This window comes from Mycobacterium heidelbergense (assembly GCF_050205645.1).
In the GTDB taxonomy this organism is placed as follows: domain Bacteria; phylum Actinomycetota; class Actinomycetes; order Mycobacteriales; family Mycobacteriaceae; genus Mycobacterium; species Mycobacterium heidelbergense_A.
In genome coordinates, this window is sequence record NZ_JBNMQT010000030.1 from 16,452 (window position 1) to 30,996 (window position 14,545).

Consider the following 14,545-nt stretch of genomic DNA (forward strand, 5'->3'; position numbering starts at 1 on the left):
ACGCCGACCAGGGGGGCCCACCACCAGGGGTCGGCCACGGCGGCCCGCGGGGGGGACCCAGGTAGTGAGTGACGCCGACGCGCTCGAGGCGGCGTCGCACCTGATCGAGGCGGCACCGAACTTTTTCCCGGCGGTGTTGCTTTTGGTTGGTGACATCGACACGGCCTTAGCGGTCGAACCTCCTGCTGGTGATCCCGACGTCATCGCCGCCCAAGCCGACACCTACCAGCGCGTCGAACAGCTGTGCCAACAGGTCATAGACGACGAGTTGGCGGTGAACAAGAAAAGCCTGCCCGCCTCGTGGCATGGCCAGGCAGCAGAAAGCGCGACACAGGCCCTAAGTCTGTTGGCCTTGCAGGCCATTAGGGCACAGGGCGCCTTCGCAGCCGCCGCGAAGGCGTTGGCGACCTGGGCCGATCAGCTGCGCACGGCGCAAAGCCAAGACGCCCACGGTCAACAGCAGCTGCAGAACGCCAGAACCCAACTAGGGCAACCGGACCTGTACAACCTGGACCCGTCGATCCTCCAGGCGATCAAGGAGGCCGCGGCCGCGGGATGTCACCAGCGTTGGGAAGCGGCACGGTTGGCGGCCGGCGCGGCTGGCGACGCGTCAACCGCGCTGCGCCCCTGGCCCGGACAGGCACGCGCCCAACAGATCCGGGTTCCCGGTGTCGACGCGCTGACCGCGGTGACACTGGCCTACGACCACGGCGGCGGCGGCGCGCCGAGTCCTACCGCGAACATGCTGGCGTCCAAACAGCTCGACGCCATGTCGCCCGCGGATCGGGCGGCGTTCGAAAAATTGCTGGCCGACGCGTCGTCACCGGCCGAGGCCGAATACCTGTGGAAAGCCGCCAGCGCCGGCTACAACCTCGATCAACTCCAATCGTTCGGCGCGCTCATCCACCCACACGGCAACGACTCGGCATGGCTCCAAAAGCATTTGGACGGCCGCTATGCAATGCTGCCGGACACCACTGATGTGGATGCGCAAAACATGGCCGCCACGTTCAGCCAGGGGCAAGACCCCGACTGTGTGGCCGCCTCGACGGTGATGGCCCGGCTGCGCGCCGATCCAGTGCTCATGATGGGTACAACCACGGGGCAAGGGCCAGCGGCAGTCGGCGGGGCCAACGCCGGCGACGACAGCAGGGCTGCGATCACGGCCCGCGCGCAAACCCTGTTCACGCAGAACTACGCCTATGGGCGAACCGCCGAAGGCGATGATGCAAAGACGTTTCTGGGCATCACTTATCAGGACGCAGCACCGCCTGGGATCGGACCCACGGGAGCGATAGCGCTCGACAACAAGCTACTGACGCCGGTGACCGGCAGCACCTATGAGTATCAACCCCTCAACAACGCGGCAGACCGCCAAGCAGCGCTGCCGAAGATCGAGGCCGCAGCGCAAGCCGGCCAACCCGTGCCACTCGACGTGCGATCGTCGTCCGCGGCACACCAGATGGTCATCGAGGACTATGACGGATCCGGCGATCTCGAGATCCACAATCCTTGGGGCTCAACCCAATGGGTGCCCACCCAGCAATTCGTCGACGGCCAACTAGGCGCCCTGACCGACAATGGGCGACCCGGTGAGAGCATGCCAGATCCGTACGGTGTGGCGCTACCCCAGCAATGAACCCGCCACACGGAGTGGCGCCAGCAACTTCCGGACTGTCTGCCCTCGCTCGGGCAGCAGGCCCACAATTTCTGCCCGCTCGTAGGGCTATTGGGATCACTCTGATAACGCCGTTTCCCAGTAACGCACGCCAGCCCAGCTGAGCCCATCCGCATCCACGGCGGCAAATGCCCCGTCGACGGCCACGCGTGAAAACTGTTGCCGCCCACGCTGACTAACGCCGCCGTACCCAATACCGCCCACACAAACACCCAGTTCCAGAACTGATCGCGGTAGGGCGCCAACGAAACAATTGCCAGCGTCGCCAACACAAATCAACCCGTCAATGATCAACGGCCACAGCCACAACGGCCAGCCCGGCCACGCCGAGGCCGACGCCAGATCCCGAAGCGAGGCAAACGACAACACGAAGCTGACCGCGGCGATCCCCACCGTCATCCACACCGCCGCGCGGCGACTGCGCCGCACCAGATGCAGCGTGCGCATCTGCTCGTCGGTCTCAGTCCACGACAGCGCGGCAGGCCCGCTGCGGCACCGGAATTGAGGAAGCCAGCCCCACCGCGACTGCGACCAGTTGCTCTCGGCGGGTGAGCGCGCGGGCCGCGATACCGGTTCTCCGACGGGCTGCAGCTCACCGTCGACCTGCGTGGACGTCGGAGCGCCGTTGCGACGGGTGTCTTGCGCGATCACGGACGGATTCCTTTTTACAGGCAACAACACGGACGAGGCAGACTCAACCGGCGATCTCCGGCGCAAATCCGGAAGCCCCACGGGGGCATTCGCTTTCCCTCCCCCGCTCAGCTACTAGCCATGGATCGCCGTTGACGCTACAGCCGGGTATCGCCTTACGCGTCAGTTCACAACGGAATTCTCCCCATCCCCGGCTTGGCCGCGATCGCCGAAAAATTTCTCGGCCGCGGGTGCGGCGTAACGGAGGCGGCGCACCTTATGGTGAGCCTGCGCGGAAAACGGCGCGATATATCGGACGGCGGCGCAGCTCCCGCGGTCCGCTGGCCCGGCCTCTCCGGGGCAGTGACTGTTGTGACGGATGTTGCGGCGTGTCAGCCCGAAAACGGCGCCGCTATGCGGCATCCTGTCCACAGGCGGATATCCGCCTGTGGAGTACCCGGCGGATATCCGCCTGTGGCACGTAGCAGTTGGAAGACCGAACGAAAGGACGACCACCGCTCCGAGGGCTTTCGCCCGCCTGACTCACGATCCCACCGCACAACTACATAGCAAGCTTGCGACAGCGCCCTACACGGCGAAACCCCCGGCCCGAAGGCCGAGGGCGGCCGGTTCGAGCTGCAACTCGAACCGAATTGGTGCTTTCGCGAAAATCCCCACCTCGAAGGGAATCGTCATGAAAGACGCATTCCACGGTAGCGCACACCCTGTGCGTGGTCTAGTTACCGCGACCCGTGGATCCGCTCCTATCATCGTCCATCCTTACCGCGGCAGCAGTCGCTTATCGCGGCGGCGAGGGACCGCGCGGACCGCTCCCTTGTGGATACAGCGCGCCGGCGCGCACTGCGTCGGCCGTGCTCCGGGCATCGTGTTGGAGATCGACGCCGCCTGGTCGGCTATCCCGTGCTGGAGTGGCCGGGCCGGCGGGTGGGCGGAATCCACCGTGCCCGCCGCCTACGCGCAGTACTACCAATCACGCGTCCGGCCCCTGATGCCCAACAACCCCATCAGCCTCAAATCGCTGGTGGCGGTGGCCCAGGCGCGCGCCTCCTTCGCCGAGCACCGCACTGGACGCAACTGCCGGCCCACCAACGACAGACTTGCGCAGCTGACCGGCCTGTCGGTGCGCACCGTGCAGCGCGCCTCCACCGCACTGCGACTACTCGGTGTGGCCACCGAAGTGATGCGCGGCCGGCAGCGCACCCGGTCCGAGCGCTTTGCCAGCTGGCGCGTTGGGGACAAAGGCCGCGGCTGGGCGTCGGTATGGGCGCTGCACGACTGCCGAATCCAGTCGCTGTCACCCCATCCCGGAGGGTCTCTTTTCTCCCGAAAAAACTCCCCTAAATCAGTCCTTACCACCGTCGACCGGCGCCAACGCGCCGGTAGCGGCGCCGCTTCGCGCCGCCCAAGCCCGGACATCCAGGCTATCGCCCTGGCAAACATGTGGGTCCTTGACCAGCAAAGCCCGTCATGGGCTCGGCGTTATCGCACCGGCACACCCTGGGCGCGGATCTTGGCCGGCCCGGCGCGACACGGTTGGACCCCGCGCGATATCAACACCCTCATCCAAGACTGGATGGCGACCGGACACTGGTTGCCCGAGAGCCCGCATAAACCGATCGGGCTGCTCGGCGCGATGCTGGCCGCACACGGTGATCTGAGCCAGCGCCCGTCGGCCTACGATGTGGCGCGCGAACAAGAAGAACTCACTCAGGCACGCCAACGCATCACCGCCCAACTCGCCGCCCGGGAAAGCAACCGCCACGCCCGCGACGCCGGCCGTGCCGCGCTGTCGGGCCCCGGTCGCGCCGCCGCCCGAAAGGCCTTGGAAGACATCCGAGAACGGGCGCGGCGCCGACGCCGCGACAACCCTGAGGCAGGAGGTGGGCGATGAACGAGGCTCCTCCCCCACACAGATCGATGACGCTGGCCTGCCAACACGACCCGGAGCGATGGTTCGACCGACGCCGCCGCGGTCGAGCACTAACTCACTGCTTTGCCTGTCCGGTGCGGCCGTGGTGCGCCCAGCAGGCACTCAAATGCCATGCCTCGTGGGGAGTTTGGGCGGGCGTGTGGATCGACGGACGGCACGACGACGCCGCGCCGTATCTGCACGCCATCGCCGCGGACACCGCTGGCCCCGGTGATCCTCACCCACAAACCGCCAGCACCGACGCCAGCGAAGTTCCTCCGGCTCCGGCGCCGGCGCCGGAGCCGGCGCCGTTGCGCAGGCCATCGGCCGCCACCGTGTCTGGATCGGTTCCCGCGGCCGTGCTGGCCCGCAGCTCAGGGCACTGCGAAATTCTCACCGACAGTTGCCGCTACAGCCTCGACCGTGTCGTCAACCGCGCCGGCGGCGACGTCCCCGCTGAAAACCCCTCCCCCGCACGGCTCTTCGCCGCATGCGCGGTGTGCGCGGAGATCGTGGCGTGTCTCGAGCCGCAGCTAGCCGCCCGGTTGGGTTACCTCGTCGATGCCGGGCGCGATCCGGCGTGCGTACCCTTTCACTGGCGAGGTTCGCGTTGGGTCCTGCTCGACCGCGACGGATGGCTCACCGAACTGGGCCAGGACGCGCAAAGCGCTTAGCGACTCAACCGCGGTGAATTCTGCGCGGCGGGACGACGGCGGCGGCGCGTCAGCGCCTCCTCGACTAGATCGGACACGAAATCCTGCGCGGTCAGCAGCACATCATCGCGTTTTGCTTCCAGCCACGCCTGGCGCACCCGCTGCGCCGTGGCGGGACGCAGCCGCAAGGTGCGCGGTGCCTCCGGGACAGTCACAGTCATCGGCTGCGGGGGCGCAGGCAGCGTACTTACCGAGGCCGACGCCGCGACGTGTTCTGTCACTGTGACAGTCGGTGGCGCCGCAGTTTCGGCGGCCGCTGAGCTCACCGCAGAGGTTTGACGTGTCTGGGCGCCGGCGGTCGACAACATGCCCAAAACGGCTGCGGCGGTGTCTTTTTTAGGCATGGTGCTTTCCTCGATTCCGTCGCCCCTCATCCACCAGGGTCATGACTTCCACGGTGAAACCTGCATACGCCTGCGCCAGATCCGCATCGGCGTCCTCGTCGCCCAATACCACCTGGTCGCTGACCATCCGTTCAGCGGCGGTGCGTTTGGGAATCGACGTGTTGAAAATCGGCAGACCGTCATTGCGCAGCGCGTGCAGCGTCTCACGACTGATCAGCGTCTGCGACTCGTACTTGGTCAGCAGTACCCCAAGAAAAGTCGCCGAGAGCACCTGATGCTTGCGCAAGGTGGCCGACCATTCCAGGAACATGTTGACCCCCCGCCTGCCCCACTTGCTGGCATCGGTCGGCACGATGAACCAGTCGGCGGCATTGAGCGCGGTGATCACCAGCTGACCCAAATTCGGCGAAAGGTCGAGCACGATCGCGTCGTAGTCGTGATAGACCGGCGCCAGCACCATGGCCAGCTGTTCCTCACGCCGGTGCATAGTGACCAGTTCCATGTCCAGCTTGGCCACCGCCAGCGTGGAGGGCACCAAATCCAGGTTGTCCAGGCGCGTCTTGCGGATCACCTTGCCGATCGGCAAGCTCTCACCGATCAGGTCATAGATGTCGAACTCGACATCGTCGTCGGGATCAAACATGGACGTGGAGTTGCCCTGCGGATCGCAGTCCACCAGCAGGGTGCGCCACCCGCCGCGCGCCATACCGGCGGCCAGGTTTACCGCGGTAAAGGACTTTCCCACCCCGCCCTTGTGATTGGCGATCGCAATCACTTCCGCTTTCACAACGATCACTCCTTCACCATTGATCACATTCATTACAGCAGGGCGATCCCATGTTGGGGTATCACCGCAATGGTGTGTCGCGGTGATGTGATCGCGCCGTGACAGCGCGATGCGGCGATCCAACGATCAAGTGATCACGCAACCGGGTGATTCGGCGACGCGGTGATCTGGTCACGGTGTTGACCCGTGATGTGGTGATCGAATCGCCGGGCGACTTCGCAACCGGCACACCTAATCACGCTGTCACGCCGCGCCACCGTCACACCGCGACCGCGTGGCACCGTGACAACATCGCAGCGCAACACGGTGGCGCTGCGATCTGGTGATCGAGTCACCCGGTAATCGCGCGACATCATCACCCGCTAGCGCTGTGATGCGGTGACGGGGTGACCTGGTGAGCAAATCACGTCGTCGCCCCGCGACAAGGCGACGCGGTGATCGAGTCGCTCGGCGACCCCGTTGCTGCGCAACCCGGTGAGCACGTGACTGCGTCACGACATCACGCGATATCGCCGCGATCCGATGATCTGATAGGCCCGTGATGCGCGGACCAGATCACCCGGTCAGCCGCAGATGCCAGCGTGCCGACTCGTCGAAAACCAGCGCGGGGCTGCGCGCGGTGATCACCTGCCGTACGCGAGCAGACGTTCGGTGAGGTGGCGATCGCCAGAGGGCCACACAGCATCACAGTGACGAAAATGTCACGTGGGATGATGGTGTCGGTCCCCACAACGAACAAGCACGACGGGGGGCGGCGACTAGGTGCAGTGTGGCAGTGGGCATTCCGATGTGCGAGCCGGCGGGCTCGGCGTCCGCGGTGCACCCGCCGGTGAGGCGGGCTGAATTCAGCGAGTGTCGTGCACAGATCCCGACCTCAAAGCAGACCCCAACCGATCGCGTCGCCTTCTGGCGCCAGCAGTCGGGGACAGACGCGCATGCGTGAGTGCCGATCGGCCAAGCCCCGACGGCTTCGAACTTTACCGCGGTAAAGTCGGACCCTCGAATTTCTCGGCGATATCCCTTCTTGCGGGCCATCATCGCCGGCAACGCGCGAATCTCAGTGTTCGCTCGGCCGCCGCACGGTCGGGGCGCTTAGCGCGGCGGCGATGCGGCCACTTATGGGCGACGGGGGCGCCGGTCTCGACGTTCCAACCCGTGGGTCCACCCCTCTTACGCCGACGCGGCGCGCCGCTGAGTCTGGCCGCCCAATTCCGCGAATTGACTACGCAGGCCATCGGCGCGGGCCAACACGCTGTGCACGGCATAGGGCCGGGCGCTATCCAGAGCCAGCACCGCCGGTGCTGTCCGGACCTCGGATGCCGCTAGGCCCAGGATCACCATCGTCGCGGCGGACAGGTGATCGTCACGCCCGTCGATCTCCAGCTCATCGACCCACTCGCGCTCCTCGACATCAAAACGATCGGCCTGGTCCACCAGACCGACGATCACCGCACGCAGATCGTCGCGTCGAGCGGCGAGCCACGCCTCCACGACCGGCAACCGCTCGCGCTGCTCACGCTCGGCGCGGCGCGCCGCACGAACGATCTTCTCGTCCGGCCGGTCATAGCGCAGCAACGCCTCGAGCCGGTCAATGCGATCGAGCACGCCCTGCTTGCCCACGCCCACTTGGGAGCCGAGCTGGGACAGAAAAAGGCCACGATCGCGCCCGGCCTTCAGAAAGTGAAGTTCCCGGCGCCGATCCTCCCACCACAGCCAATTGTTCAATGTCAACGCATCGCACACGTCGGCTTGCAGCACCCAACGTGGAATGTTGGACCCACTGTATTTGCGCAGATAGTCCAACACATCCCGAGGATCCGACTCCGGTGAGTCCGGCAATTTCTCGCGGTCGGGGTCGTCGACTTTCGCGCGTCGCCGTGCGATCCTGACCAGGGCCAACCCCACCTCGGATCGATGGACATTGGGTCGGGCAGCCACCCCATCAGTATTTCACTGACGGATAGGCGGCGCTCACAACGACACGTCGGCATTCCCTTGACCCACAAGCCGATTCAGGCCGCCTCCACCGGATGTCATAGGCATCCATCCCGGCGATTCGCCCACCCCAGCGTTGGGCCGACAACAAACCATAGACAGGTCAGGCGATTTTCGCTGCGGGACAACGCCGTTGAGCCGACCTTTTACAGATCTTCGTTCGTGCTGCCCTGGACCGCCGCCGGCAGGACCAGTTAGCCACTTAACCGCGGTAAAGTCGAAATTGCCGAATATCCGCCTCCGAACAGCACTTTCACCGCGCACACCTCGTGCGTGACCGCAATAACTGATTTGCCTAACAGCCGATGCCCCGAGCAGTGACGCTGTCGGCCGCGCGTGTCGAGGCGACAGCCCCCAAATCGCACCGTAGACTGCGGCTGTCTCATCCGAAGTACTCCGCCGAGCGGGGGAAGCATACGGAAAGGCCTTTGATGGCTGTTCACGTCGTTCTCAATCAAAAGGGCGGCGTCGGCAAAAGCACCATCGCGGTCAATCTGGCCGCCGTGACCGCCGACGTCCTCAACCACGATGACGATCCGGACGCGAGCTCACCAGTCGCTGCGGTCTCCATCGACCCGCAGGGATCCGCGGTGTGGTGGGCCGCGCGCCTCGACGATCTCCCATTCCACATCGTGCAGGCCCACGACGACCTCGATGGGCTCAAACGCCTCGGCGAACTCGACGGCATCTCCCACGTGTATGTCGACACCCCAGGCTGGATCGACCTCGACGCGGGCGACGACACCTCCGACCCATTGGGCCGCGGGCCCGCCGCCGACGCCTTGCGGGTCGTTCTCGACGTCGCCGACCGCGTCATCGTCCCGATTGAAACCGAGCCGCTGAGCTTCGACCCGACCGCGCGCACCATCACCAAAGTGGTCCAGCCCCGCGCAATTCCGTACACCGTGGTCATCAACAATTGGGACGCGCGCGACGGCAGTCACGACCTCGACGAGACCAAGGAGTTCGTCAAGGCTAACCGATGGCCGCTGGCCCACACCGTGATTCGCCACTACAAACTGCACGCACGGGCCAGCGCGGATGGACTGGTCGTCACCGAGTATCCGCTCAACCGGGTGGCATTGCAGGCCCGCGAGGACTTCTACAAATTCGCCCTCGAACTCAACGTCGGAGGGGGGCGCTGATGGCCCGCGGACAGCGAACCAACCTCGCCAGCCTGGCTAACTCGGTCGGCGACCACTCACCGGTTGAACAGATCACCGCGATGCCCAGCCGAACCCTGCCGTTGACGGAGCTGACCCCCAATCCGCGAAACCCGCGCGACGATCTCGGGGATCTATCCGAACTCGAATCCATCGTCGACATGCAGCTACAGCCCGCGGTCGTGGTGAGCAAGGGCGCCTATCTCGCGCTGTACCCCGACGATTCGGTCCCGACCCGCTTCGTTGTCATCAACGGATGCCGCCGCCTGGCCGCCGCCCACAAGTACGGACGCAGTGACCTAGCCGTCGTCGTCAACGATGAGATCGCCCGCGACCGAGTCACGCTCATCTCGGCCTCCATCGCCGAAAACGTCGATCGACAAGACTTCGACGTGATCGAAGAGGCCAAAGCGGTGGAGTCGCTGGTCACCGAATGCGGCAGCGCGACAGTGGCGGCCGAGCGGCTCCGCAAGACCCAAGGCTGGGTCTCCCAACGACGCGCGTTGTTAGATCTCGTGCCCGAACTGCAAACCGCGTTGCGCAGAGGCGAACTGGCCATCCGGGAAGCCCGCTCCTTGGCTCGCGTGCCCTACGAGCAGCAGGTCGTGCGGTGGCGCGCGGCCCAAGATAAGAAGAACGACGATGCCCGGCATAACGGCGCCGCCGACCAACGGCTACCGAGTCCGTCGCGGATCATCTCCGCGGCACTAAACGAATTCAGCTCCAAGCCGCAGCTCCTGGCCGACGCACTGCGCACCCATCTGGGCCCCGACGGGGTGAAGACACTGCTGGCCGTGCTCGCCGAGGCACCCGCCGCGGTCTAAGAAACCATCCGCGACGCCGTCACGTTACGATTTGAGAGCCGGAGAATAGGGCAGTCGAATTCCTGACGGCACAACTACATTCGGCCCTTCATTCGGTTCTCGGGCATCCTATGGAATCGACTGCAGCGCTGGTCTACAGCAGCTCGGTCAGCTCACCCAGATGGCCAGGCGTCATAAACTGCGCTAACGCATCCAAATACCGGTGCGCCACCGCACGGTACTTGTCTGCGGCCTCGTTCGTTGACCGGTCGGCCTCGAGCAGATCCTGCTGAGACGCGATCAGTAGCCGGTTGGCCTCGGTCAACGAAACCACCTGTGCGCGAAGCTCATCGACCTCGGTCGGCGGTGGGGGAGCAGCGGCACCGCCCGGCGACGGAAGCTCGTCGGCATAGACATACCACCGCAAGCGTTCCGGTCGCGGCATGGCTCCACCGCGGATCTCACCGGCCTTGATGGCCCGGATGATGGTGCGCGGATCCTTGCCCAGCCGCTTTGCCGCCTGCGACAACGGCACAATCGAACCGCCGGGTGTGGTCTCCACACCCGGCGGCGGCCGCCTTGGCTGAGTCATCGTCGGGTCGCCCCGGCCGCGAGGCTCACCCTGCTCCCAGTAACGACAACATGCTGCTAATTAAGACCATCATAGCGACATCGCGACGTTCTGTGCGCGTCGAAGCTGCTATTTAAGGACATAGATGTCGTAAACTAACAGCATCGCGACGAGGTGAGGGTGACACCCCCGAGGTGCCGGAGGAAAACGTGAGCAACAGCGAGCAGCGAAAGCTGACGGGCAAAGTCCTGGTGCGCTTCACCGAAGAGGACTTGGAAGCACTTCAACAAGAAGCCACCCGGCAAGGCGTCAGCCTGCCGCACATGATGCGCGAAATGAGTCTGCGCACCCTGGTATCCCAGGCTTCCTGAGCCGCGAAGCCCCCGGTCGCTGACGCTAAGCGACCCTACGGTCGACAAGAAAGTGTTCTCTCACACGACCAGGATTCGCCGTCTCTCGTGACCAGGCCGCTCGGTTCGGATCTGCGGTAGCCGTCGGCGGCGACCAGGCTCTGCCCGAGGCCACGCGATCAGCACCAACCTAATCCGGCGGGTGGGGGCCCAAGCCGGCTTGATTCACTCGGCGCTGAATCTGGGCAAGGCTGATCCAGCAGTAATCGCCGGCATCAAGCACCATGGCCCACTCCTGCCAGCCATCAAGCGCGGCCTGGATGGCGGCATACGACACGTTCGGCCCACTGATGGCAAGCTCATCAAAATTATCTGAGCGTCCGACATCGCCGATGACGGCAACGAGCTGACCGGTCTCGGCGAAGACACGTGCATCTCCCGGCGGTGCCCAATTGCGCCGAAAGCGCAAGTGTCGTGGCCTGCCCGCGTCATCGAGAAAATCCCACGCCTCGCCGAAGTCGATCTCCACCCGTCTAATCATCTTCGTTTTGCCACAGTTCAGCAAAAACGCCGATCGCTGCGATCCCAAGTCCACGCCCCCCAGGGCGATCTCGGATCGCAGACGCACGACTTAGTGCTGCGGCAAGGCGCCAACACGTCGATGTCGGCATTGGCCTCCCGTTGTGCGCTGGCCCTCCAACATCCAACGGGGCTTGCCCCTGATCCTCGACGTCGACCACGCTGCGCACCGCGTGTCTGAGCGCAGGTGCTCAGCGCCATCTGGATGAAACCGCCGACTCGGCGGTCTTGCTAACAGCGCACGTATCAGCCAGGCAGTCGCGGGCTTGCGCGCCCGGGGGCGGCAGCGAGCGGCATTACCGGCATGACCGTGGCCCGGGGGATTCAACCGCATCGCAGCAGTCCGCGATCGTGTGACAGCCAATAGCCCGACGGTGCTACTTCGCATTTCCCGATCAATTCAATAGATCAGGTCAGATCGTCCCGCGAATAACCTTTGGCTGAACGGTCGGAAGCCGAAGATCGCCGGCGCTGCAGTAAGTACTCGGATGCAGCCGATGCGTTACGGCGCGTCCTGCATTTTGAGCTTCCACCCACCCACCACCGTCGACAGCGCCTCAGGAGGCGGATCGGTCAATGCGACGACGTCACCCACCTGATCCACAGTGCCTCGTCCTTCGAACAGCGCCACACAGACGTTGCCGTCCAACCGCGACGGAAACCGCACCCCCGCAGCGCCGCGGTCGTACAGATCGCCGGCTATCGACTGGGTTACCTTTCGCCGCTTAGTCGTGATTTCACCTAGATCGAGATGCTCCAGGCCGTACTCGACCAACAGCGCCGCATGGCGGTCTTCAAGCTCTTGGCGGATATCAGCATCGAATAGGTCGACTACCGGTCCATCCAACTCCAGCCTCGCCAGAACAAGCACATTTTCCCGGCGCCACTTCGCCGTCACCGCAGCAACCGGAAAATCATCGGCGGCCTCAGGCCCATACCGCTCGATATGACGCTGCCGCGCAGCCAGATTCGGCCGGAAATCCGCCAACACCTCTCGTAGACACGTCACCTCAAGCGAGGCCAAATACAGTGTTCGGAACCGCCGATCGGCGTCGTCGAATCGGTGCGAGAACCCATACAAGTCCAACGGGGTGAAATCAACGGGCGCGCGATAATATCCGACCCGCCACAGTGGGCCGTCCACTGGGCTGCCACTCACACCTGAAAAGTAGCCACCTGGCGCGCTGCTTGCACCACGACTTTGAAATCTGCCGTCTCGGTCGCAGCACCGAGTACCTCGATCGGCGCTTGATCGTCGAGGCGCGTGTTCGTGCCGAACAGCCACGCTTTAGCCGTCTCGTCGTCATAAGCGTCAACGAGCATCCGGACTACCTTGTAGCCCTCACGCAACCGACGCTGGGTCGGCGCGTGCGGTTGCGGGCCGTCCTCGCGGCTATAGCGGCCTATCTGCTTAGCATCGGCCAAGCCAGCGATCGCCGCCGCGACGCGCTGACCGACCGTGTCCTGCAAATACGTAGCGATCTCACGCATCGGCATCGAGGCCGCGTCGATATCAAGCCTGTGCGCCGCCGACGGGGTCAAAACCGCCATCCCGCACCTCCATCCCGTACAACCTCAAAGATCCATTAAAACCATACCATAAACCTCCGGTTAAACTACACCGTCTGACGCCCCAGCATACGTACACCGCTTGACGGTAGGCCTCGTCGCAAGCATCAAGGGTCGCCCAAGGCGAAATAGGACCCCCGCAAGCGCAGGGCGCTGCGCCGCTTGTCGAACAACTGCGGCGCGACAACGCCGGGGCCCTCGACAACGACGCCTAAGAAACCCGCGATTCGGCGCGCCTGCGATCAGCAACGCATCAGCTGGGCGGAGCAGCAATCATGCTCGGCGTGACCGGCGGTGGCGCATTGCCGCCCGTCGGCACCCCGTCGACAAACGCGAATTGCGTTCCACACAAGTCGGGCATGTAGTAATGCACACTCGGGTTCGCCGCCGACAACGTAGCGATCTGAAAAGGAGTGATCGGCGCCCAAGACCCAATCTTGGGTGGCAACGTCAGTCCTCCGATACCTCCGGTCGTCACACCGCCTAGGGTTCCCTGCGCTGGGTCCGCCGGGGTCTTGACCCAGATATCCCCATTGAGGGCGATGTTCTGGAACTGCCTGGCCTCGTAGGTGTACGCCACCCAGCGCTCCATCTGCCCCGTCGGTCCGATACGGGTGTAGGAGGTCAGATCCTCACCGGCAATGCGGAACTTGTACTGCTCTTGGTATGCGGCGAACGGGGCCGCATCGTCGTCGATCCAGGTCTGGCCCGGCGTGTAAAAGCCGGTCGGACCGCCCTCCGGGCCGTCGAACGGCACGTGCTGCGGGCGAGGGGGTGGCGGCGTGGCGCCGGTATAGGGAGGCGGCACATAATCCGTCCAGTACCCGAATCGGGGATCGCCGACAAACGGATTTCGGGGGTCTACGGCCGTGGGCGGCACCGGCGGCGTCGGGTCGCCGGGCTTCGGCTGGCCGGGCGTATCGAGCGGTATCGCCGGCGGGGAGTCCTTGGCCCCACCCGAGAGGGTCTGATAGCCCGCGGCCACGTGCTGCAGTCCCGCGGTGACGGCTTGGTATTGGGTTTTGGTCGACTGCAGCTGGCCCTGCATCGCCGAAAGGTGCTGATCCATCGCGGCCACCAGCAGCTGCGCTCCCGCTGGCGATCGGCTCATCGGCATCAGCGAGGCCGCCGCGGTGCGGGCCTGATCACGAATCAACCCCGACGCGATCCGGCCCTGCTCACCAATCACCGCGCCCTGGGCGGTGGTCTGCGCCAACTCCTCATCCAAACCCGCCGCACCGGTCTGCGCCTGCTGATACGAGCCCGCGGCACCGATCACACCGGTCTGCAACCCACTGGCCCCCCTGGGCGAGCCGGACACCGAACCCGCCGCCGACATCGGCAGCTCCACGCCCCCACTTGCCGACGGATACAACTCATGCGCACGCGTCAATACCCGATCAACCCCAGCAACAAACGCCGCAACACTCACC

Annotated in this window: 15 protein-coding genes; 6 read left to right on the forward strand and 9 right to left on the reverse strand. The window is 64.9% G+C overall.

Translation table 11 applies throughout. From position 1 onward, the window contains the following. The first annotated feature begins 64 nt into the window (after nt 1-64). Nucleotides 65-1,639 (forward strand): hypothetical protein, encoded by a 1,575-nt coding sequence (locus ACQI5H_RS22695; RefSeq protein ID WP_427081540.1) that lies wholly within the window; start codon nt 65-67, stop codon nt 1,637-1,639. A 96-nt stretch (nt 1,640-1,735) separates the two neighbouring features. Here ACQI5H_RS22695 and ACQI5H_RS22700 read toward each other — a convergent pair whose 3' ends face one another. Continuing rightward, nucleotides 1,736-2,329 carry a DUF2637 domain-containing protein gene (locus ACQI5H_RS22700; RefSeq protein WP_427081541.1) on the reverse strand — a complete coding sequence of 198 codons (594 nt, stop codon included), beginning with the start codon at nt 2,327-2,329 and terminating at the stop codon, nt 1,736-1,738. 814 nt (nt 2,330-3,143) lie between these two features. Between ACQI5H_RS22700 and ACQI5H_RS22705 the strand changes: the two genes are divergently transcribed. Together ACQI5H_RS22705 and ACQI5H_RS22710 are read left to right on the forward strand one after the other, a co-directional pair. Next, on the forward strand, nt 3,144-4,220 hold the full coding sequence (locus ACQI5H_RS22705; protein WP_427081542.1) for a helix-turn-helix domain-containing protein: 1,077 nt from the start codon (nt 3,144-3,146) through the stop codon (nt 4,218-4,220). A gap of 26 nt (nt 4,221-4,246) precedes the next feature. Next, nucleotides 4,247-4,912, forward strand: a complete 666-nt coding sequence (locus tag ACQI5H_RS22710; RefSeq protein WP_427081571.1) for a WhiB family transcriptional regulator — start codon at nt 4,247-4,249, stop codon at nt 4,910-4,912. Here the strand turns inward: ACQI5H_RS22710 and ACQI5H_RS22715 are convergent. The 3 genes from ACQI5H_RS22715 to ACQI5H_RS22725 all read right to left on the reverse strand — a co-directional run bounded on the left by ACQI5H_RS22715 (nt 4,909) and on the right by ACQI5H_RS22725 (nt 8,020). After that, nucleotides 4,909-5,106, reverse strand: coding sequence for a hypothetical protein (locus ACQI5H_RS22715; RefSeq protein WP_427081543.1), 198 nt, complete (start codon nt 5,104-5,106; stop codon nt 4,909-4,911). The two genes, ACQI5H_RS22710 and ACQI5H_RS22715, sit on opposite strands and share 4 nt — an antisense overlap. 181 nt (nt 5,107-5,287) lie before the next feature. Further along, nucleotides 5,288-6,205: a ParA family protein gene (locus tag ACQI5H_RS22720; protein WP_427081544.1), complete on the reverse strand. Its 918-nt coding sequence runs from the start codon at nt 6,203-6,205 to the stop codon at nt 5,288-5,290. Between the two features lie 1,047 nt (nt 6,206-7,252). Further along, on the reverse strand, nt 7,253-8,020 hold the full coding sequence (locus ACQI5H_RS22725) for a hypothetical protein (protein WP_427081545.1): 768 nt from the start codon (nt 8,018-8,020) through the stop codon (nt 7,253-7,255). A 488-nt stretch (nt 8,021-8,508) separates the two neighbouring features. Here ACQI5H_RS22725 and ACQI5H_RS22730 point away from each other — a divergent pair, with 488 nt between their 5' ends. Together ACQI5H_RS22730 and ACQI5H_RS22735 are read left to right on the forward strand one after the other, a co-directional pair. Then, the gene (locus ACQI5H_RS22730; protein WP_427081546.1) at nt 8,509-9,222 is read left to right on the forward strand and encodes a ParA family protein; all 714 of its coding nucleotides are present in this window, start codon (nt 8,509-8,511) and stop codon (nt 9,220-9,222) included. Beyond that, entirely contained in the window at nt 9,222-10,064 is an 843-nt protein-coding gene (locus ACQI5H_RS22735) for a ParB/RepB/Spo0J family partition protein (protein ID WP_427081547.1), read from the forward strand. The genes ACQI5H_RS22730 and ACQI5H_RS22735 overlap by 1 nt, the downstream gene beginning before the upstream one ends. Before the next feature lie 133 nt (nt 10,065-10,197). Here the strand turns inward: ACQI5H_RS22735 and ACQI5H_RS22740 are convergent, their stop codons facing one another. Further along, entirely contained in the window at nt 10,198-10,635 is a 438-nt protein-coding gene (locus tag ACQI5H_RS22740) for a hypothetical protein (RefSeq protein ID WP_427081548.1), read from the reverse strand. 188 nt (nt 10,636-10,823) lie between these two features. Between ACQI5H_RS22740 and ACQI5H_RS22745 the strand changes: the two genes are divergently transcribed. Then, the gene (locus ACQI5H_RS22745) at nt 10,824-10,985 is read left to right on the forward strand and encodes a hypothetical protein (RefSeq protein WP_427081549.1); all 162 of its coding nucleotides are present in this window, start codon (nt 10,824-10,826) and stop codon (nt 10,983-10,985) included. A gap of 169 nt (nt 10,986-11,154) precedes the next feature. On the opposite strand, the gene ACQI5H_RS22750 is transcribed toward ACQI5H_RS22745, so the two are convergent. From ACQI5H_RS22750 to ACQI5H_RS22765, 4 genes are all read right to left on the reverse strand, one after another. Continuing rightward, complete coding sequence (locus ACQI5H_RS22750; RefSeq protein WP_427081550.1) at nt 11,155-11,559, reverse strand: hypothetical protein; 405 nt, start codon at nt 11,557-11,559, stop codon at nt 11,155-11,157. Nucleotides 11,560-12,045: 486 nt separating this feature from the next. After that, the gene (locus ACQI5H_RS22755; RefSeq protein WP_427081551.1) at nt 12,046-12,702 is read right to left on the reverse strand and encodes an RES family NAD+ phosphorylase; all 657 of its coding nucleotides are present in this window, start codon (nt 12,700-12,702) and stop codon (nt 12,046-12,048) included. Continuing rightward, on the reverse strand, nt 12,699-13,094 hold the full coding sequence (locus ACQI5H_RS22760; protein WP_427081552.1) for an XRE family transcriptional regulator: 396 nt from the start codon (nt 13,092-13,094) through the stop codon (nt 12,699-12,701). The genes ACQI5H_RS22755 and ACQI5H_RS22760 overlap by 4 nt, the downstream gene beginning before the upstream one ends. A gap of 271 nt (nt 13,095-13,365) precedes the next feature. Continuing rightward, on the reverse strand, nt 13,366-14,544 hold the full coding sequence (locus ACQI5H_RS22765) for a hypothetical protein (RefSeq protein WP_427081553.1): 1,179 nt from the start codon (nt 14,542-14,544) through the stop codon (nt 13,366-13,368). Between the last annotated feature and the right edge of the window lies 1 nt (nt 14,545).